At 66.0% G+C, this 19235-nt stretch carries 23 protein-coding genes; 10 read left to right on the top strand and 13 right to left on the bottom strand.

The annotated features are described in order from the left end of the window. Positions 1-25 precede the first annotated feature (25 nt). Positions 26-370, bottom strand: coding sequence for a cupin domain-containing protein (locus AWJ14_RS16330; RefSeq protein ID WP_066181493.1), 345 nt, complete (start codon positions 368-370; stop codon positions 26-28). Between the two features lie 41 nt (positions 371-411). On the opposite strand from AWJ14_RS16330, the gene AWJ14_RS16335 reads away from it, so the two are divergent. Continuing rightward, positions 412-930, top strand: coding sequence for a DUF6653 family protein (locus AWJ14_RS16335; RefSeq protein WP_066181497.1), 519 nt, complete (start codon positions 412-414; stop codon positions 928-930). Here AWJ14_RS16335 and AWJ14_RS16340 read toward each other — a convergent pair. The 5 genes from AWJ14_RS16340 to AWJ14_RS16360 all read right to left on the bottom strand — a co-directional run bounded on the left by AWJ14_RS16340 (position 918) and on the right by AWJ14_RS16360 (position 4875). Further along, on the bottom strand, positions 918-1175 hold the full coding sequence (locus AWJ14_RS16340; protein ID WP_066181501.1) for a hypothetical protein: 258 nt from the start codon (positions 1173-1175) through the stop codon (positions 918-920). The two genes, AWJ14_RS16335 and AWJ14_RS16340, sit on opposite strands and share 13 nt — an antisense overlap. A gap of 153 nt (positions 1176-1328) precedes the next feature. Further along, positions 1329-2129 carry a hypothetical protein gene (locus AWJ14_RS16345; protein ID WP_066181503.1) on the bottom strand — a complete coding sequence of 267 codons (801 nt, stop codon included), beginning with the start codon at positions 2127-2129 and terminating at the stop codon, positions 1329-1331. A 135-nt stretch (positions 2130-2264) separates the two neighbouring features. After that, positions 2265-3548 carry an O-acetylhomoserine aminocarboxypropyltransferase gene (locus AWJ14_RS16350; RefSeq protein ID WP_066181506.1) on the bottom strand — a complete coding sequence of 428 codons (1284 nt, stop codon included), beginning with the start codon at positions 3546-3548 and terminating at the stop codon, positions 2265-2267. A gap of 177 nt (positions 3549-3725) precedes the next feature. After that, positions 3726-4208 (bottom strand): hypothetical protein, encoded by a 483-nt coding sequence (locus AWJ14_RS16355; RefSeq protein ID WP_066181508.1) that lies wholly within the window; start codon positions 4206-4208, stop codon positions 3726-3728. A 118-nt stretch (positions 4209-4326) separates the two neighbouring features. Continuing rightward, complete coding sequence (locus AWJ14_RS16360; RefSeq protein ID WP_066181766.1) at positions 4327-4875, bottom strand: CoA-binding protein; 549 nt, start codon at positions 4873-4875, stop codon at positions 4327-4329. Positions 4876-5025: 150 nt separating this feature from the next. Between AWJ14_RS16360 and AWJ14_RS16365 the strand changes: the two genes are divergently transcribed. Beyond that, a complete protein-coding gene (locus tag AWJ14_RS16365) occupies positions 5026-5391 on the top strand; it encodes a hypothetical protein (RefSeq protein ID WP_066181510.1) in 366 nt (121 codons plus the stop codon). Positions 5392-5441: 50 nt separating this feature from the next. Here the strand turns inward: AWJ14_RS16365 and AWJ14_RS16370 are convergent, their stop codons facing one another. The 3 genes from AWJ14_RS16370 to AWJ14_RS16380 all read right to left on the bottom strand — a co-directional run bounded on the left by AWJ14_RS16370 (position 5442) and on the right by AWJ14_RS16380 (position 7913). Next, positions 5442-5870: a VOC family protein gene (locus AWJ14_RS16370; protein ID WP_083220324.1), complete on the bottom strand. Its 429-nt coding sequence runs from the start codon at positions 5868-5870 to the stop codon at positions 5442-5444. A 243-nt stretch (positions 5871-6113) separates the two neighbouring features. After that, positions 6114-6938: an enoyl-CoA hydratase gene (locus AWJ14_RS16375; RefSeq protein WP_066181516.1), complete on the bottom strand. Its 825-nt coding sequence runs from the start codon at positions 6936-6938 to the stop codon at positions 6114-6116. A 90-nt stretch (positions 6939-7028) separates the two neighbouring features. Then, positions 7029-7913 carry a hypothetical protein gene (locus tag AWJ14_RS16380; RefSeq protein WP_066181520.1) on the bottom strand — a complete coding sequence of 295 codons (885 nt, stop codon included), beginning with the start codon at positions 7911-7913 and terminating at the stop codon, positions 7029-7031. A gap of 67 nt (positions 7914-7980) precedes the next feature. Between AWJ14_RS16380 and AWJ14_RS16385 the strand changes: the two genes are divergently transcribed. From AWJ14_RS16385 to AWJ14_RS16400, 4 genes are all read left to right on the top strand, one after another. Next, on the top strand, positions 7981-8418 hold the full coding sequence (locus AWJ14_RS16385; RefSeq protein ID WP_066181523.1) for a PaaI family thioesterase: 438 nt from the start codon (positions 7981-7983) through the stop codon (positions 8416-8418). A 259-nt stretch (positions 8419-8677) separates the two neighbouring features. Next, the gene (rplM, locus tag AWJ14_RS16390; RefSeq protein ID WP_066181526.1) at positions 8678-9142 is read left to right on the top strand and encodes a 50S ribosomal protein L13; all 465 of its coding nucleotides are present in this window, start codon (positions 8678-8680) and stop codon (positions 9140-9142) included. Between the two features lie 2 nt (positions 9143-9144). Further along, positions 9145-9627 carry a 30S ribosomal protein S9 gene (rpsI, locus tag AWJ14_RS16395; protein ID WP_066181529.1) on the top strand — a complete coding sequence of 161 codons (483 nt, stop codon included), beginning with the start codon at positions 9145-9147 and terminating at the stop codon, positions 9625-9627. Positions 9628-9764: 137 nt separating this feature from the next. Next, positions 9765-10169, top strand: coding sequence for a rhodanese-like domain-containing protein (locus tag AWJ14_RS16400; RefSeq protein WP_066181532.1), 405 nt, complete (start codon positions 9765-9767; stop codon positions 10167-10169). On the opposite strand, the gene AWJ14_RS16405 is transcribed toward AWJ14_RS16400, so the two are convergent. Continuing rightward, a complete protein-coding gene (locus AWJ14_RS16405; RefSeq protein ID WP_066181537.1) occupies positions 10162-11247 on the bottom strand; it encodes an acyltransferase family protein in 1086 nt (361 codons plus the stop codon). The genes AWJ14_RS16400 and AWJ14_RS16405 overlap by 8 nt on opposite strands. Positions 11248-11422: 175 nt before the next feature. Here AWJ14_RS16405 and speB point away from each other — a divergent pair, with 175 nt between their 5' ends. Continuing rightward, positions 11423-12373 (top strand): agmatinase, encoded by a 951-nt coding sequence (speB, locus tag AWJ14_RS16410; RefSeq protein WP_066181540.1) that lies wholly within the window; start codon positions 11423-11425, stop codon positions 12371-12373. 87 nt (positions 12374-12460) lie between these two features. Further along, the gene (gene argC, locus AWJ14_RS16415; protein ID WP_066181544.1) at positions 12461-13390 is read left to right on the top strand and encodes an N-acetyl-gamma-glutamyl-phosphate reductase; all 930 of its coding nucleotides are present in this window, start codon (positions 12461-12463) and stop codon (positions 13388-13390) included. Between the two features lie 168 nt (positions 13391-13558). Here argC and AWJ14_RS16420 read toward each other — a convergent pair whose 3' ends face one another. After that, positions 13559-13846, bottom strand: coding sequence for a YrhK family protein (locus AWJ14_RS16420; protein ID WP_066181547.1), 288 nt, complete (start codon positions 13844-13846; stop codon positions 13559-13561). 52 nt (positions 13847-13898) lie between these two features. Beyond that, complete coding sequence (locus tag AWJ14_RS16425; protein ID WP_083220313.1) at positions 13899-15050, bottom strand: COX15/CtaA family protein; 1152 nt, start codon at positions 15048-15050, stop codon at positions 13899-13901. Between the two features lie 162 nt (positions 15051-15212). On the opposite strand from AWJ14_RS16425, the gene AWJ14_RS16430 reads away from it, so the two are divergent. Both AWJ14_RS16430 and AWJ14_RS16435 read left to right on the top strand, forming a co-directional pair. Then, positions 15213-15431 carry a DUF2842 domain-containing protein gene (locus AWJ14_RS16430; protein ID WP_066181550.1) on the top strand — a complete coding sequence of 73 codons (219 nt, stop codon included), beginning with the start codon at positions 15213-15215 and terminating at the stop codon, positions 15429-15431. A 158-nt stretch (positions 15432-15589) separates the two neighbouring features. Continuing rightward, on the top strand, positions 15590-16822 hold the full coding sequence (locus AWJ14_RS16435) for a GNAT family N-acetyltransferase (protein WP_066181552.1): 1233 nt from the start codon (positions 15590-15592) through the stop codon (positions 16820-16822). Positions 16823-16889: 67 nt separating this feature from the next. Here AWJ14_RS16435 and AWJ14_RS16440 read toward each other — a convergent pair whose 3' ends face one another. Further along, entirely contained in the window at positions 16890-19013 is a 2124-nt protein-coding gene (locus tag AWJ14_RS16440; protein WP_066181558.1) for a GumC family protein, read from the bottom strand. Positions 19014-19235: the final 222 nt, after the last annotated feature.

Below are 19235 nucleotides of genomic sequence, written 5' to 3' on the forward strand. Positions count from 1 at the left end.
CGACATATCGTTCACGGACGTTACTCTACAGCTTGATGACATAATCCTTGCGAGTCGTTTCAAGCACTTCCCAGCTTCCCTTGAAGCCCGGCCTCAAGATGAAACTGTCGCCCGCCGCGACCCTGACGGCTTCGCCGCCATCCTCTGAAATCACCGACACCCCTTCGAGGATGCGGCAATATTCCCATTCTTCATAGGAAATCTTCCACTTTCCCGGCGTCGACTGCCAGATCCCGCAATAGAGCCCGTCGCGCTCCTCGAGGTTCCAGGTGGTGTGCACCGGATGACCCGATATCAGCTTGGCCGGATCGGGCCGGGAAACCTCCGGCTCGACCGCGGGCGTGACGAAAACCAGTGTGTTTGTGCTCATGCCCCCTCGCTCCCCTTGGATCGGTGCTCTAGCATGCGCCGATGCGCCTCGACAAAGCAATCGAAAGCTCGATGAGCATGGATGACGCCACCTGGGCGCGCCATGCCAATCCCTGGAGCTTCTGGACACGGGTGCCGCTGCTCGCGCTCCTCACGCTTGCCATCTGGAGCCGGGTGTGGATCGGCTGGTGGTGTCTCGTGCCGGTGGCGGCCCTGATCGCCTGGACCTTCTACAATCCGCGCGCCTTTCCCGCCCCCGAAAGGCTCGACGACTGGGCGTCGCGCGCCGTGCTCGGCGAGCGCTACTGGCTTGCGCGCAGGAGCCGGCCGATTCCCCCGGGCCATGCCCGGCGGGCGATGATCCTCTCGGTGCTCTCGGCGCTCTTCCTGCTGCCGCTCGCCTACGGGCTGTGGGTGCTCGATCCCTGGGCCGCCTTTGCGGGCGCCGCGCTGTCGTCCGTCTTCAAGCTCTGGTTCTGCGACGGCATGGCCTGGCTCGCCGACGAGATGGCGCGGGAGAGCCGCACGCCCGCCGGCGCCTCGGAGGGTCAGCACAGCTGAACGCCGCATTCGCTGAGGCTGAAGCTCGCGGCGGGCTCGATCAGCGACGCATCGAACTGGCGTCCGTCGGTGCACTGGGCGCGCGCATGAAATGTCCTGCGTCCCGCAAGCTCGCTTTCGCCGATATTGACGTAATACTCGACCGCGCAGCCGCGCTCGGCGGCGAGTTGCCGGGAAAGACGGTCGAGCCAGTCCGGATCGGACGATTGCGCCCGACCCGCAAGCGGCGCGACCGTAACCAGCATTGCGCATAAAAGCGTCCTCACCAGACCGGCCCCGCCACGGCGGGGCAAACACGAAGGGCTCGTTCCCATGGGGAACCTCCATCGTCAGGAAAGAACGTCACCCTAGCACGCCAGACCCAACCGCGCGTTGCGACAGATCAACTGCGCCGCGGTTCAGTTGCCGAGGGCGGCTTCCAGCGCGGCGGGCATCTCGTAGCGCAGGGTGTCCTGCGCATACGGGATCCGCACCATGTCGGGCGTATCGCCGCGCGTGCTCTCGAGCTTGCGGGCGATGAGGTCGCCAAACGGCTCGGCGGAAGATGCGGGGTCGGCCAGGATCTCGTAGCTGTGCGTGTAGCACGCCCCCATCCCGTCACCGCAGGTGCCGCCATTGTCGGCATAGGTGCCGATGAAGCCGAGATCGAAGACCCGGTCGCCGATCACGCCGAAAATCGACACCCCGCCTTCGGTATAGCCCTGGCCGGTATAGGCGCTCTCCATCAGCCAGCCGTAGTTTCCCTTGCCCAGTTCCACGAGGCGGAAGGCTTCCTCGGGCGGTGTGCTCCCCCAGGACCCGGCATCCGTGGCGAGATCGTTGCGCGCAACCAGCGCCAGCCGCTCGCCCGCCGGCGCGAGCACCACCAGCCCGAGCTTGCCGCCGCAGGCGTGGCAATCCGGCCGCGCGCCGTCGGGACCGGGCGCATAGCCGGACATGACAACGAAGTGCCTGGGCTTGCCGTCCACCATCACGCTCGCGAGCACATGCGGGCGCATGCACAGCGTGTCCTGTTTTACCGTGCCCTTCCAGCATTTCAGGCGCTTGTCATAGGGGCCGTAGAACTCCGTCATCACCGCCCCCCAGAAGCTCTTGGGGTCGTCGGCGGCCGCGGCCGGGATCGAGGTCAGCACCTGGGTGCGCGCGGGCATCACCGCGGTGACGACGAGGCACATGGCGAAAAAGAACAGACGGATCATGGATTGGCCCTCCCCAGCCCATCAAAGCAGCGCTTCTTGTTGGCCGCAACCTGTTTGCACCCTCGTGCCCCATGAAAAACGGCCCGGCGATGATCGCCGGGCCGTCGAACGCGAAACAGGATGCCGCAAGCGCGCTCAGGCGTTGGCGAGCGCCTGCTCGAGGTCGGCGATGATGTCCTTGACGTCCTCGATGCCGATCGACAGGCGCACCACGTCGGGGCCGGCGCCGGCAGCGGTCTGCTGCTCGGGCGTCAGCTGCCGGTGGGTGGTCGAGGCCGGGTGGATCACCAGCGAGCGGGTGTCGCCGATATTGGCGAGATGCGAGAACATCTCCAGGCTTTCCACGAACTTGACGCCCGAATCGTAGCCGCCCTTCAGGCCGAAGGTGAAGACCGCGCCGCCGCCCTTGGGCGAATAGCGCTGCTGCAGCGCATGGTTTTCATGCTCGGGCCGGCCCGCATAAGAGACCCAGGCCACCTTGTCGTGGCCTGCGAGCCAGTTGGCGACTTCGAGCGCGTTGTCGGAATGGCGTTGCATGCGCAGAGCCAGCGTCTCGATGCCCGTGAGGATCATGAAGGCGTTGAACGGCGAGATCGCGGGGCCGAAATCGCGAAGGCCCAGCACGCGGCAGGCGATGGCGAAGGCGAAGTTGCCGAAGGTCTCGTGCAGCACCATGCCGCCATATTCAGGCCGCGGCTCCGAGAGCATCGGGTATTTGCCGGATTTCGACCAGTCGAACGAACCGCCGTCGACGATCACGCCGCCCATCGAATTGCCGTGGCCGCCGATGAACTTGGTGAGCGAATGCACCACCACGTCGGCGCCATGCTCGATCGGCTGGATCAGGTAGGGCGAGGCCATGGTGTTATCGACGATCAGCGGCAGGCCGTGCTTGTGGGCGACTTCGGCAATGGCGTTGATGTCGACGAAGGTGCCGCCGGGATTGGCGAGGCTTTCGATGAAGATCGCCTTGGTGCGCTCGTCGATCTGCGCCTCGATGCTGGCCATGTCGGCCGGATCGGCCCAGCGCACATGCCAGTCGAACGACTTGAAGGAATGGCCGAACTGGTTGATCGAACCGCCATAGAGCCGGTTGGCGGCGACGAAATTGTCGCCCGGGCTCATGATGGTGTGGAACACCAGCAGCTGAGCCGCATGGCCCGAGGCCACGGCCAGCGCCGCGGTGCCGCCTTCAAGCGCCGCAAGGCGCTCCTCGAGCACGGCCTGGGTCGGGTTCATGATGCGGGTGTAGATGTTGCCGAAGGCCTTGAGCCCGAACAGCGAGGCTGCGTGATCGGCATCCTCGAAGACGTAGCTGGTGGTCTGGTAGATCGGCGTCGTACGCGCGCCGGTGGCCGGATCCGGCTTCGCTCCGGCGTGAATCGCTAGCGTGTCGAAACCTGGCTGTTTGTTCGGCATGGACGTCTCCCTTGTGCCCGAGAATGGATGTGGAGGCGGTTATCCCGCATGTGCGCGTCGCGGTCAAAGAAGATTTTTGCGCGCGAACCCCGGCGCGGGGCCCTATCCCGCTTTATTCGGACCGGGCGGCGAAAACCTGTTCCACAGGAACGCCGGTTCGGGGTCGCTTGCCGGCGATCAGCCGTCGAGCCGCGCGGCCGCATCGGCAAGCGCCTGCGGATCGGCGCAGGCGGGCAGCCGCGCCAGCAGCGTTTCCGGCGGGGGACGCACCGCGGCGGGCAGCTCCTGGAGCACCTCGTCGACCACCTCGCCCGAGATCGCGGCAAGCTCGCAGGCATAGGCCTCGAGATCGCCGTCGGGATTGTCCTCTTTCCATTCGAGATAGTCCTGCCGCTCGAACACCGCTGCCGCAGCCAGGCCCGCAACCGGCAGCGCCACCATCACCCGGCGCAACCGCGCCTTGGCCTTGGTGCGTGCCACCGCCGTGGCAATCGCCTTGCGGTTGGCGATGGCCGTGGCCGCAGCGCTCGCCGTCATCGCGGTGACCTGGCCTGCGAGCGAGACCGCCCACACGCCCATGCCGACCGCGGTGCTGGCGAGCGAGACGAGCAGCATCGCCACGAACACGGTGTTGCGCATCAGCCTGAACAGCAGCAGCATGGTCTCTCCCTCCGCACGGCCTTCCGGGGCCAGCGGCCCGCCAAGCCTCAAGACACGGGCCGCCTGCCCCATCCTGCATCGGGACTGTGGCGCGAAATCGGCGCGCGACGGTCGCGCCTCAGCTCTCGCCGTCGCCGGCCCCGCCCGGCTTGCCGCGCAGGCCATAGCTCTGCATGCCGGCCCGCATCACCGGCTTGCGCGACGACAGCACGCCGGAATTGACGCCGTTCCAGCCGATTTCGCCTGACAGCCGCGCATATTCGATCTTCGGGCAGCGATCCATCACCACCCGGATGCCCGCCGCCTCGGCGCGGGCGGCGGCTTCGTCATGGCGCACGGTCAGCTGCATCCAGACCACTTTCGGCAGCGGCGAAAGCGCCAGCACCTCGTCGATGACCGCCGGGACGGCGTCGGAGGCGCGGAAAATGTCGACCATGTCGATGGGCTCGGGAATGTCGGCCAGCCGCGCATAGGTGGTCTGCTCGAGGATTTCCCTCCCCGCCTGTCCCGGGTTGACCGGGATGATGCGGTAGCCCTTGGCGAGCATGTATTTCATCACGAAATAGCTCGGCCGGACGTCATTGGCCGAGGCGCCGACCACCGCGATGGTCGAGACGGTGCGCAGGATGTCGGAAATATAGGAATTGTCGTAGTGGTCGTGGGTCATGGGCAGCCTGTCGGTCCGAAGCATTGCGGTTGTCGCAACCGCCCGGCCATGCGTCAAGCGGCCGGGCGCGGGTGCTGCCCCATCCCCGACACATTGCGGCATCAGGCTGTCGGCGCTAGATTCCGCACCCATTCCGTCCGGAGACCCCCCATGCTTGCATCCGACCGCCGCCGTTTCGGATCTGCCCGCGCCACGCTGGCTTTCGGGTTGATCGTCCTGAGCGCCGCCCCTGCCCTTGCCATCAGCCGCATCGAGACCACCAGAACCGACTGCGCCGATATCCGCGCCACCCTGATGCAGGAAGGCGCCGCGGTGCTGCGGCACACCTCCAAGCGCGGGCTGCCGATCTATGACCGCTATGTCGGTTCGTCGCTGCAATGCCCCGGAAACAGCATCGGCGTCTGGGCCACGGTGCCGGCGCGCGACACCCCCACCTGCCGTGTGATCGCCTGCGATGCCAATGCCAGCTTCGACGATTTCATGCGCATGCGGCCGATGCTGCGGATCACCGAGTAATCCGGACACCTGGCGCGCGGCGCCGGCTCAACCAGCCGCAGGAAGGCTGGTTACGGCAGCATCATGTGGCCGTCTTCGCCCAGATCCGCAAAGGGATTGTGGGCCAGTTCCCACAGATGCCCGTCGGGATCGGCGAAATAGCCCGAATACCCACCCCAGAACACGGCATGCGGCTTCTTGACCGGGGTAGCGCCGCAGCCGACGGTGAACTCCCAGGCCTCGTCGACTTCGGAGGGAGAGCCCAGATTGTGGGCGAGCGCCATGCCCTCGAAGGGCTGTCGCGCGGTCGGGGCGAGGCCCGCATCCTCGGCCAGCGCATCGCGGCCGAACAGCCCGAGCACGGTGCCCTTCATGTGAAAGAAGGTCACGCTGTCATTGGAGGCGGAAGACCGCCTGAAGCCGAGCTTCTCGTAAAACGCGGTGGAGGCGGCGATATCCGCCACGCCCAGGGTGATCATGGTGATTCGGGATTGAAACATCATCGAAATCCAAAATCCTTCTTCAACATCTCAAACAACTCTTGCGCGGATGATTGATCAAGTTGAATTGTTTGACTGACTTTGCCGGGAATCTCTCGATGATCCGACCCATGCGTATCAATCTGGAGGATTTTTCGGCCATCACATTCGTGACAATAGACCGTCGCCACAACGTCAGTTGGATGAAGGCTAATCTGTTTACGCTTGCCTACTTTAAACGACCTTATAACTGCCATTTCGATACTACTCCCCGGTCCATTCCGGCTTGCGCTTGGCGATGAAGGCACCGACGCCTTCCTCCGCGTCGCGGGCGAGCATGTTCTCGACCATCACCGAAGCCGTGTACTCATAGGCGTCGGCGAGCGACATCTCGGCCTGGCGATAGAAGGCTTCCTTGCCGATCTTGACCGTCAGCGGCGATTTCGACGCAATCACCTCGGCATATTTCTGCACGACCTGATCGAGATACTGGCGCGGCATGATGCGGTTGACGAGGCCGAATTCCTTGGCGGTCGAGGCGTCGATGGTCTCGCCGGTCAGCAGCATCTCCATCGCCTGCTTGCGGTGGACGTTGCGGCTGAGCGCCACCATCGGCGTCGAGCAGAACAAGCCGATATTGACGCCCGGCGTGCAGAAGGCCGAGGTGTCGGTGCACATCGCCAGATCGCAGGAGGCGACCAGCTGGCAGCCGGCGGCGGTGGCGAGCCCGTCCACCTCGGCGATCACCGGCTTGGGCAGGTGGACGATGGTCTGCATCAGCTCCGCGCAGAGCTTCATGGTGCGTTCGAAGAACGCCCTGCCCCGGTCCGCCTCGGCACGGTGGGCGGTCAGCTCCTTGAGGTCATGGCCGGCGCAAAACAGCTTGCCGGGCGTCGCCGCGGCGAGGATCACCACCCGCACCGACGCATCGCCGGCAGCCGCGTCGAACTCGGCCTTGAGCGCCTCCATCATCGCGATTGACAGCGCGTTGGCCGGAGGATTGTTCATCTCCAGCCGCAGCACCGGCCCGCGCCGCCTGGTTCTGACGAGCCGGTCCGGCGCGTCCTGCTTGAGTTCGATAACGGTCATGGGGCTCCCTCGCGACAATCTCGGTCCAGTCTGGCCCGTCTAGGCGGCCGAGATCAAGCATGTTGTTGTTCGGCGATCCTGCCGGCCGGTTCAGGCCCGGGCCAGCACGCGCTGCAGAATGAGTTGCCCCAGCAGCGCGGTCCAGAAAAACCCCGAGACCCTCAGCGCCCCGTCGATGAAGACCGATTTCGGGGTGGTGGAGCGGGTTTCGCCGAGCGTCTGCAGCAGGCTTTCCCAGAGCGCCGCGGGATAGCGGGGCGCGGCAAGGCCGTGCAGCCAGACATAGACATGCGCCAGCAGCATGACCCATATCAGGAACGACATCGAAATGCGCAGCAGGCTGGTGCCGTAACCCGACAGCAGGCGCCAGCAGGACAACACCAGCTGCTGGTAGCGGTGCTTTTCGAGGCTCGCGCGCCGCAGCCGGAAATCGCGGTTGTCGATGAAGATCTGCTGCACCCGGTCATCGGCCCCGGTTTCCTTGCAGACCGCGCGCGCCCGCATGTAGGACCGGTCGGTCAGATCGAACAGGCTGGCGAGCCGGCGCGCATCGAACTCACCGGGGCGATCGATCGATTTGGCCAGCGCGAAGCCGACGCGCGCCGCGACGGTGTAGAAATCCGCCGACAATTCGAATTGCTGGTGGCGGCGGAAGGTGTTGGCCGCGAAATGATAGGCGTTGAGCGCCATCGCGATCCGCTCCACGTCGTCGTCGGTCAGGCGCTGGTCCTGTTCGAAATCGCCGACGATCCTGTCGGCGACCGCAACGAACTTCATCGCGCCCCGGCTCTGGACCGAACTTGCGTCGTCATTGGTGTCAGTGACGCCCTCCATGAACAGGTCGGCGAGATCGCAATCCGAAGCCTCCGTCATAGCGATGGCCTCGCGGTATTCGCGCTTGAGGATCGGCCGCGTGAAGTTCCGCTGCATCGGCACGCCCCGCGTGGCTTCGAAGGTCGAGCCCAAAAACTTCATTGCAACGTCCCCATACCTGCTAAAGATAGCCAATGACCGCCCGCCACCCAGTCCAGGAAGATCATCCATGACCGCACCGGCCACGCCCGTCATGTCCGCGTCCGAGGTTTCGGCCTATCTCGATGATGTGTTTCCGCAAATCAAGGCGAATGGCGACAATCTGTCGGTCCTGACCGTCTCGCCCGGCACGACGGTGGTGCGGCTCGACATCGATCACCGCCACCTGCGCCCGGGCGGTACGGTGAGCGGGCCGACCATGTTCATGCTCGCCGACCTCGCCGCCTATGCGGTGATTCTCGCCCATATCGGCCGCGTCGCGCTGGCGGTGACCACCAATCTCAACATCAACTTCCTGATGAAGCCCGAGCCCGGCCCGCTCGACGCCACCGCCACCATCCTCAAGCTCGGCAAGCGGCTGGTGGTGACCGATATCGCCATCACCGATCCCGGCGGCGAACTGGTGGCGCACGCGACCGCGACCTACTCGATTCCGCCGCGCGGCTGACGCAAAAACCGCCAGCCGATACGGTATTATAATACCGCATACCTAAATCATTGTTTTTCATAGACTATTTATGATGGCGCCCGAATGGCGCTGCTTGACGCGATTTTGCGCCTCGCCTATAAGCACGCAGCGTTCGCATCCCTCGGGGCGGCGCGGGGTTGGATCATGGCCGGAGACCGGCACGGAGCCAACACAAGCAACAAGAAACGTCCGGCCCCGGCAGATGCCGAACCGGATCCCGACTTGAAGAGAGAACTCCATGAAAACCTTTACGCAGAAGCCTGCAGAGGTCGACAAGAAGTGGGTCGTGATCGACGCAACCGACCTGGTCGTCGGCCGTCTCGCCACCATTGTCGCCAACATCCTGCGCGGCAAGCACAAAGCCACCTACACCCCTCACGTTGACGACGGCGACAATGTCGTGATCATCAACGCCGAGAAGGCCGTCCTGACCGGCAAGAAGTACACCGACAAGAAGTACTACTGGCACACCGGCTACCCGGGCGGCATCAAGGAGCGCACCGCGCGCCAGATCCTCGAAGGCCGTTTCCCCGAGCGCGTCATCGAGAAGGCTGTCGAGCGCATGGTTCCGCGCGGCCCGCTCGGCCGTCGCCAGATGAAGAACCTGCGCGTCTACGCCGGTTCGGAGCACCCGCATGAAGCCCAGCAGCCGACCGTCCTCGACGTCGCCTCGCTCAATCCCAAGAACAAAAGGAGCGCCTGAACATGGCTGAACTCAATTCGCTTGAGGAGCTCGGCGCATCCGTGAAGGCCGCCGACGCCGAGCCCGCCGCACCGGTCCACGTGCGCAAGGTCGACGATCTCGGCCGGTCCTACGCCACCGGCAAGCGCAAGAACGCGATCGCCCGCGTCTGGGTCAAGCCCGGCACCGGCAAGATCACCGTCAACGGCCGTGACTTCGTCACCTACTTCGCCCGTCCCGTGCTGCAGATGGTCGTGCAGCAGCCGGTCGTCGCCGCTGCCCGCCAGGGCCAGTTCGACGTCGTCTGCACCGTCACCGGCGGCGGCCTCTCAGGTCAGGCCGGCGCAGTCCGCCACGGCATCTCCAAGGCGCTGACCTACTATGAACCCGCCCTGCGCGCGGTTCTCAAGAAGGGCGGCTTCCTGACCCGCGACAGCCGCGTGGTCGAGCGCAAGAAGTACGGCAAGGCCAAGGCCCGCCGGTCCTTCCAGTTCTCCAAGCGCTAAGTCGCGCTTTCAGAACCTGCGAGATTGCGAGACGGGGCTTCGGCCCCGTCTTTTTTTGTGCTGCGACATCCGCGGCTTTGAAGCGCGAGCGCGGCCCGCTATCATGAGGGGCGAACACAGACTCAAGGAGATCCATCATGGCTGCGGAATTGACCCGGCGCCTCGTTCTCGCCGCCGCAGCGCTGGTGCTGGCCGCCCCCTGCCTCGCCCTCGCCCAGGAGGGCTTGCGCAACGTCACCCCGCGCGAGGCCTATGCCGCGCTTGAGGCAGACCCGTCGATCGCCATCATCGACATCCGCACGCCGCAGGAATTTGCCGAAGGGCACATCGAGGGCGCGACCAATATCGATTTCTACGCCCGGGATTTCATCCAGCAGTTCGTCACGCTCGATCCGGCGCGGACCTATCTGATCTACTGCCGCTCGGGCAACCGCAGCGGCAAGCTGATGCAGGCGCTTGCGCAATCGCCCTACCGCAACGTGATGAATGTCTCGACCGGGCTTTCGGGCTGGCAGAACGAGGGCCTGCCCACCGTCAAGTGATCGCGGGGCGCTCGGCGGGTGCGGCTACGGCCCGCGCCGCGGGATCGAGCCTGCGCAGCGTCCAGCGCGACAGCGGCCGTTCGACGATGGAAAAGTACCCCGCCGCCACCGCAAAGGTGAGCACGGTCATCGCCAGATAATGCAGCATCCAGGGCAGCGCGTTGAACGGCGCGGTCGGGATCACGTATTTGATGTAGAACGTGATGACGAAGAGATGGGTGAGGTAGACCGCGTAGGACCAGTCGCCGAGCCGCGCCAGAAACCTGCTCCTGAAGGTCAGCACGCCCAGCCCGCCATACAGCACCGCCGCCGCGGGCACGCCCCAGAACAGCGGGCGCCAGTCCACCAGCGGCCGCTCCCATTGCGCCACCAGCAGCACCCCGCCGAGCAGGAAGGCGGCAAGCGGCGCGAGCGCGCCGCCCTCCGTCATGCGCCAGGCCCGGTAGACCAGGATGCCGAACACGAATTCGAGCAGGATCGGGTCGGTGTAGAAGGCGAGGCTCGGATTGGCCGGCGCGAATACGATCCCGGCCCCGACGGCGCCCAGGATCGCGACCGCGGCCAGTATCAGCCGCCGGTCGCCGAACAGGCCGGCCGTCAGCGCGACGAGCGCATAGAAGAAGATCTCGTAATTGAGGGTCCAGCCCACCACCAGCAGCGGTCCCGTCGAGCCGTTGCCGCTATCGACCGCCAGGAAGGACAGCGAGGCGAGCAGATGCGCAAGATCGGCCGTGGTCGAATGAAACAGGCTCGGCACGGCCGCCGCGAGCACGAACACCAGCAGGCTGATCACCCAGTAGGCCGGCGCCACGCGGGCGATGCGCCGGATCCAGAACTGGCGGGCGTCGAACGGCCCGGGCCGGTCGATGATCATCGCCATGATGAAGCCGGAGATGACGAAGAACAGGTCGACGCCGGCGGCGCCGACATGATCGACGCGGCGCGGGTCGAGGCCCCAGGTCTCCTGCGAGAGCACCGAAACATGGAACAGCATCACCACGAGCGCCGACACCGCGCGCAGATACTGCACGGGATAAAGCGTCTCGGGTCTGGATGCGGGCAGCGATGGGGCGGTCAAGGGCGGCGTGTCCGGATCGTTGGGCCATGCTCCATACCACCGCGCGCGCGCGCCTGCGCCGCAAAACCTCGCTTAACCTTAACCGCGGGGCTGCGCGCCGGCCCGCGCTGCTTTATCCCGGCCTCCGGATGGGGTAGACAGCTTGCCAACACCTTATCGCCCCGGGAACCGCAGCATGGCCAGCAAATCCATCGATCACGCCTTCACCTCGCGCTCGCTCACCAGCGCGGCGAGCGACCCGACCTATGCCGGGGCGCTGTCGTTCATGCGGCGCAAATACACCAAGACGCTCAAGGGCGCGGACGCGGTGGTCTGGGGCATTCCGTTCGACGCCGCCGTGTCGAACCGCCCCGGCGCGCGCTTCGGCCCGCAGGCGATCCGTCGCGCCTCGGCGATCATGGACAACGATCCGCAATACCCGTTCGACCGCGACCTGTTCGAGGCGATGGCGGTGATCGACTATGGCGACTGCCTGCTAGACTACGGCAACCACCAGAAGACGCCGGCGACGATCGAGCGCGAGGCCGCGAAGATCCTCGCCTCCGGCGCGTTTCTCTTGTCGATGGGCGGCGACCATTTCGTGACCTGGCCCTTGCTCAAGGCGCATGCCGCCAAACACGGGCCGCTGGCGCTCGTGCAGTTCGACGCCCACCAGGACACCTGGGACGACGACGGCAAGCGCATCGACCACGGCTCCTTCGTGGGCCGCGCCGTGCGCGACGGCGTGATCGACCCTGCCCGCTCGATCCAGGTCGGCATCCGCACCCATGCGCCCGAGGATTGCGCCATCCGCATCCTCTACGGCCACGAGGTCGAGGACATGACGGCGGCCCAGATTGCGGAGACGATCCTGGACCATGTCGGCGATGCGGCCTGCTACCTGACCTTCGACATCGACTGCCTCGATCCGGCCTATGCGCCCGGCACCGGCACGCCGGTGGCCGGCGGCCCCTCGAGCGCGCGCATGCTTTCAGTGCTGCGCAAACTCGGGGCTCTTGATATCAAGGGCGCGGATATTGTAGAAGTCGCGCCAGCCTATGATCACGCGGACATCACCGCGATAGCCGGAGCCGCCGTCGCCATGCATTATCTCGGACTTCTCGCAGAACGCCGCTCGCGACGATAACACCAGCGCGCTCTAACCGCCGGTTCGGACATCGAGTCCGAAAGCCGGACCAAGTCCCTGATTTTCATGCATGAACGGAGAGGCCCGATGGCTCCCAAGATTTTCATTGACGGCGAACACGGCACCACAGGCCTGCAGATCGTCGAGCGGCTGCAAAACCGGAGCGATATCGAGCTGATGTCGATGCCGCCCGAGAAGCGGCGCGACGCGGACGTGCGGACCCAGTTCCTGCGCGAAGCCGATATCGCCATTCTCTGCCTGCCGGACGACGCAGCGCGCGAATCCGTCAAGCTGGCGGAAGGTGCCGGCACCCGCTTCATCGACGCCTCCACCGCGCACCGGACCCATCCCGACTGGACCTTTGGCTTTGCCGAACTGGCCGATGGACAGGCGGCGAAGATCGCGGCTGCGCAATATGTCTCCAATCCCGGCTGCTACTCGACCGGCTCGATCGCGCTGATCGCGCCGCTGGTGGCCTGCGGGCTGCTGCCGGCCGACTATCCGGTCACCATCAACGCGGTGTCGGGCTACACCGGCGGCGGCAAGCAGATGATCGCGCAGATGGAGGATGCCACCCGCGAGGACGCGATCACCGCACCCTATTTCGCCTACGCCCTGACGCTCGCGCACAAGCATGTGCCGGAGATCATGCGGCATACGGGCATCACCCGGCGGCCTGTGTTCACGCCTGCCGTCGGCCGCTTCGCGCAGGGCATGCTCGTCAACCTGCCGCTGCATCTCGACCTGATGACCGGCGCGCCGTCGATGGGCGACGTGCATGCGGCACTGTCGCAGCATTACCGCGGCAGCGAGATCGTCAGCGTCGTGCCGCTCGCCGAAAGCGCTGGCCTTGCGCGGCTCGATCCGGAAGAGCTCAAGGGCACCGACCGGATGAAGCTCTATGTGTGCGGGACCGAAGGCGCGGGACAGGTCAATCTGGTGGCCTCGCTCGACAATCTCGGCAAGGGCGCATCCGGCGCCGCGGTGCAGAACCTCAACCTGATGATCGGCGGCTGAGCCCCAGGTCCGACGCCACGCGCCCTGTCCGCATGATTGATGCCGGGCCGAATGTCGGCGCGGCCCGGTGCAGTGTGCGCCAGTTCGGACGCGTGGGAGGCGCACCCGGCTCCGGCGCCCCGAAACGGGTTCGTTGCACAAGGCCGAGCCTGTCCGGGGCGGGATGGCTCAGTGGCCGCGTTCGTACCGCTCGACGAGATCGTCGAAGTCGCTGTCCTCGTAATAGCGGACCTCGCGGATGATGCGCAGCGTCGGCTTGAGCGCGAAACAGACCGAGCCCACGAGAAAGCACCAGGTGCCCGGCGTCTGCCAGGCCTCCGAAAAGAACATCACCGACCCGATCACGAACAGGGCCGCGGCCATGACATCGACCATGGTGTAGGCCAGCTCGAAGCGCGCATAGGCCTTGGGGTCTGCGCGGTAGCGCCGGCGTGTCGAGGGCTTGAAAAGGGCCATGTGCGGTCTCCCGTGTTGCGTTGCGGCGGCCGGGGACGGGATGCCCCCCTGGTCAATGCCCGACGCGGACTTCGGTTTCCATCGGATAGGCGCCGTGGAAGCCGCGCCAGTGGGCGACGGCGAAGCCGAGCACGACCACGGCCCAGCCCTGATGCGCGAGCGCCAGGCTGAACGGCACCTGGGTCAGGATCACGCTGATGCCGATCAGCGCCTGCACCGCGACGAGACAGAACAGCACCACCGCGCGGCGGCTGTGGGTCGTGCCCTGTCCGCGCGCGAGCGCAGCCAGCATGTGCCAGAGCGTGAGCGCGAACAGCAGATAACCGCCCATCCGGTGCACGAACTGCACGGTCAGGGCGTTTTCGAAGAAATTGCGCCAGGCCGGCACGATTTCGATGAGGCCGTCGGGCACCAGCGCACCGTTCATCAGCGGCCAGGTGCTGGAGGCCAGCCCGGCATCGAGCCCGGCCACCAGGCCGCCCAGATAGATCTGCACCAGCACGAGAAGCGCCAGCACCCCTGCCCCGCGCCGGAGGCCGTCGCTCGGCACCGGATCGGGCGAATGCGGTGCAAGGCCCCGCATCACCCAGACGATCGCCGCGAAGATCAGGCAGGCGAGCGTGAGATGGGTGGCGAGCCGGTACTGGCTGACATCGACCCGGTCGACCAGCCCGGAAGCGACCATCCACCAGCCCACGGCCCCCTGCAGTCCGCCCAGAACCAGAAGTCCGAACAGCGGCCAGCGCAGGCGCTTTTCGATGCGCCCGGTGACCAGGAAGAAGACGAAGGGAAGCGCAAACAGCACGCCGACGGTGCGCGCCAGGAACCGGTGCGCCCATTCCCACCAATAGATGCGCTTGAAGGCGTCGAGGCTCATGCCCTTGTTGATCAGCTGATATTCCGGGATCTGGCGGTAGAGTTCGAGCTCCTCCTGCCATTCCGCTTCGCTCAGCGGCGGGATCACGCCGTGGATCGGCTTCCATTCGGTGATCGACAGGCCCGAGTCGGTCAGGCGCGTGGCGCCGCCGACCAGCACCAGCGCGAAGATCGCCACGAGCACCGCTCCCAGCCAGATGCGCTGGGCCAGGCGGTTGGCGCGCACGCGCCGTTCCGCCGCGAGCACGGAAGCGGTCTTGCGGGCTTCACGGAGACCGGCGCCGGAAGCCTCGGCTTCGGCAAGCGGCAGAACTGAATTCGTCGTCATCGTCAGTGGGTTCCCTCGAACTTTGCGAGACATGTGCACCACCCCTTCTGGCAAGGCAAGCCCTTTGCGGCATGCCGTCGCGGCAGACGCGATCGCCCGCTCAAGCCTTGCATTCAGCGGCAGAGGCGCTATTGAGGAGGCAACCCTGAAAGAAGCCTCGTCATGCCTGTCCGCCTCAGAAAGTTCATCGGAACCCTGATCATCATCGTGCTGGTGGTGGTCTATGCGCTGGTGGCCAATACGATCGCCACCTACAAGCTGGCCGAGTCGCAGTGGTACGTGCACTTGGCCTATTTCCTGTTCACCGGCCTGCTCTGGATCGTGCCGGCAATGCTCGTCATCCGCTGGATGGAAGGCCCGCCGCGCCCGAAACAGCGCTGAACCGGGGCGCCGCGCGGCAGCGCGACAGCGCCGATCTTCATTCCGCATTAACCCAAGCCCCGGCTTTTTGCCGCGGTCGACACGCGCTTTACCGAAATTTTGCGGGAGCGCGCCCATGCTCTGCGCCAGAGTCCCGAGATTTTGCGAGCGTTGGAACCATGGCGAGCACACACGAGATCGACGCACCGATCGCCCGGACGGCCGCCGGATCGCGCGCGGGTGCGCGTGCAGGCCTTCTGACGGCGCGTCTTTCGGCCGACATCGATGCCGCGGGCGCCCTGTGGCAGCGGCTCGAAGCCGAGCCGGCGATGAGTTTCCACCAGAGCCGCGCCTGGGTCGAGGCCTGGGCCAGGACCTCCTCCGGCCCCATCTCGATCGTCACGCTCGACCAGGACGGCGTACCCTTCGCGCTGCTGCCGCTTGAGATCGCCCGCATCGGCGGCCTGCGGATCGCGCGCTTTGCCGGCACCGCCTATTCGAACGAAAACACCGGGCTGATCGATCTCGCGACTGCCGCATCGGTCGCGCCGGTGCCGGCAGGCACGCTTGCCGCGGCCCTGGTCCGCGCCGGGCTTGCCGCCGACATCGTGCTGTTCGACAAGATGACGCCCGAGGGGGCCGCCCGGCCACCGTTTTCGGCGCTGTCGCGCGTGATCCACCAGAACCCGAGTTTCCAGCTGCCGCTGTTTGCGGATTTCACGCAGGTGCTCGCCCAGATCAACGCCAAGCGGCGGCGCAAGAAATTCCGCGTCTCCGAGCGCCGGCTCGAGGCCATCGGCGGCTACCGGCATCTGATCGGCGAGGACGATGCCCAGGCGCTGCGCCTGCTCAACGTGTTCCTGGCGCAAAAGCCGGTGCGGCTTGCCTCGCAGGGCCTGCCCAATGTGTTCTCAAGCCCCGGCGTGCGCGCGTTTCTCACCGAACTTGCCACGACGCGGACCGATGAAGGCCATCGCGCGCTCGAGCTGCACGGGATCGAGCTTGCCGGCGGCGAACACGAGGGCGAGATCATCGCGGTTGCCGGGCTCACCCTCAAGCACCGGCACGTCACCTGTCAGTTCGGCTCGATTGACGAGACCATCGTCCCCGACGCGAGCGCCGGCGAGCTTCTGTTCTTCCGGATGATCGAGCGGGCCTCGGCGGCAGGCCACGCGGTGTTCGATTTCGGCGTCGGCGACCAGCTCTACAAGCGCTCCTGGTGCCCCTGCCGGACGGAACTCGTGGATTGCTATGCGCCGCTCACGTTCAAGGGCCGGCTGGCGGCACCGCTGATCGCGGCGGCAATCGGCGCCAAGCGCGCGATCAAGACCTCCCCGGCACTGCACGCGGTCGCGGCGCGGCTGCGGGCGCTGACGGTAAGAAAACCCGCGAGCGCACCCGAAACGGACTGACCCGGAAAAATAGTCGCCCCGACCGGCCGGCGATGCACGGCGCAGGGGCTTGCCCGGTCCGCGCCCCTCAGGCGACCGAGCGGCGATGTCCTGCCGGACCGGCCGGCTCCACCGGCGTCATCAGCAACACGCCTTCGAAGCCTTGTGCGTTGAAATCGACCAGATAACGCGCCACCTCGTCCTCTTCGGAATGCAGCACCGACAGCACCACTTCGGCCCCCTCGGTGCGGGCGATGCGCGCGACCGATGCCGCGTCCGCGGCACCGCACTCGACGATCACCAGGTCATAGGCCTCCGTCAGCGCGGCGATCACCATCGGCAGCCGGTCGACCGCGCGCATGGCGCGGCGGGCATTGGCGTTGCCGTGGGGAATGACATGGGCCGGGGACAGCCGGTCGGGATGGATCGATTCGGCGATCGAGATATGGCCGCACATCAGGTCGGTCAGGCCCGGCAGCCGCATGGATTCGGCCATCAGTTCGGACGGGCAGCCGGATCCGCTCAGGTCGATCAGCAGTGTCTGGAGCCCCTCGCCCGCCACCGTGCGCGCCAGCATCACCGCGGCCGCCGATCCCTCGTCGCCTTCGGGCGAGACGCAGACGGCAACCGGCGTGCGCGCGGAGATAAGCTGGTCGGCCACCGCCTCGACGCTGAAATCGTCGGCATCGTTTGCAATCACCGGCGCGGCGAGGGTCGGCCGTTCAGCCACAGTTTCTGCCGGCGCAGCAGGCTTTGCCGGCTCCTCGTCCACGGCACCATCGCGCATCTCGGCCGGGTCGCGGATCAGCCCGGAGGAAGGCCGCAACGCGCGGCCAGAGAACAGTTCGGCCAGCATCACCCCGATCGCCGAGAGCAGGAAAGTGGCAAGCGCCGCGACGATGATGATCGGCACGGTCTTGGGATAATAGGATTCGGAGGCCGCAACCGCGCCCGAGATCAGCCGCGCATCGGCCGGCAGCGCCTTGGGCTCCGTGCGCGAGGCGGCTTCGCGGTAGCGGCTGAGATAGGTCTCGAGAAGATCGCGCTGGGCCGCGGCTTCGCGCTCGAGCGAGCGCAGTTCCACCGCCTCCTCGCCTTCGCGGCCGGAGCCGGCCTTGAGCGCGTTCAACTGGCCCACGAGTTCCTCCTCGCGCAGCTGCGCCACGCGGGCATTGCCTTCGAGACTCGACAGCACCTTGCGGATCTCGCTCACCAGCTGGGCCTCGACATCGCTTAGCTGCGCGCGCAGCCCCTTCATGCGGGGATGGGCGTCGAGCAGCGTGGTCGACAGGTCGGCGATCTGGGCGCGGATATTGCCCTCGCTTTCGCGCAGCCGCTGCACCACGGGCGAGCTCAGCACATCGGAAACCGCATCCACGGCCTGGCCGTTCTTGAGCGCATTGCGGACCGACTGGGCGCGCGCTTCGGAATCGGCGCGTTCCGCGCGCACGCGGCTCAGCTCGGTGGAGATGTCGGCCAGTTGCTTGGCGGCGATCGTGTCCTGCTGGTTGACCAGCAGCAGCCCCTTCTGCGAGCGGTATTCGGCGACTTTCGCTTCCGATTCACGCACTTTCTCGCGCAGCCTGGCGATTTCCGGCTCGAGCCAGGCGCTGGCATCGGTGTTGTTCTCGCGCTTGGCCTCCGACTGGGAGGCGAGATAGGCATCGACCAGCGCATTGGTCACCTGCGCGGCAAGCGCCGGGTCGCGCGAGGAAAACTCGATGCCGATCACCCGGGAACCGGGCACGGCATAGACTTCGAGTTTCTTCTTGACCTGCTTGAGCACGCGCTCTTCCGCGGGCACGTCGAGCGGGTTCTTCTTGAGCCCGAGCATGACCATGAGATCGCCGATGGCGGACGGATTGGCGGCGGGATCGAATTCCGTGCGCCCGGACAGGTCGAGTTCGCGCGCCACGTTCTTCAACAGGTCGGTCGACTGCAGGATCTCCACCTGGCTCGTGACCGCGCGCTCGTCGAGCGCGGCATTGGCGTTCTGCGCCGCCTGTTCGCTGGTATAGACCGGCTCGCGGGTTTCGATCAGCAACCGCGCTTCCGACTTGTAGAGCGGACTGATCATGCCGGTCGCCACGAAGGCGAGCCCCGCCGCCGCCGCGGTCAGCCCGCCGACCAGCACCCGACGTTCCCAGACGGCCTTGAGAAGCCGACCGAGATCGATATCCACATCCTGTTGCGGTGCGGGCGAGACTGACATGGGCGAACTCCAAACTTCTACTCGCCCGGAAGGTAAACGAACATGGTAACGCAAGGGTTAAAGCCCCGGTGACGCTTCCTTTACCATCGGCCAAGCTGCCCGACCGGCGGTTACGGATCGGCTTTTTGCAAGAAATGTCGCGCGTTTTACCGCCCGTTAACCCTAATGGATCGATAACGGGTCTCGAATTTCGCACGTCTCGCGTGGAGAACGGAAAAAGCA

This window comes from Parahoeflea olei (genome assembly GCF_001703635.1).
Lineage (GTDB): Bacteria > Pseudomonadota > Alphaproteobacteria > Rhizobiales > Rhizobiaceae > Hoeflea > Hoeflea olei.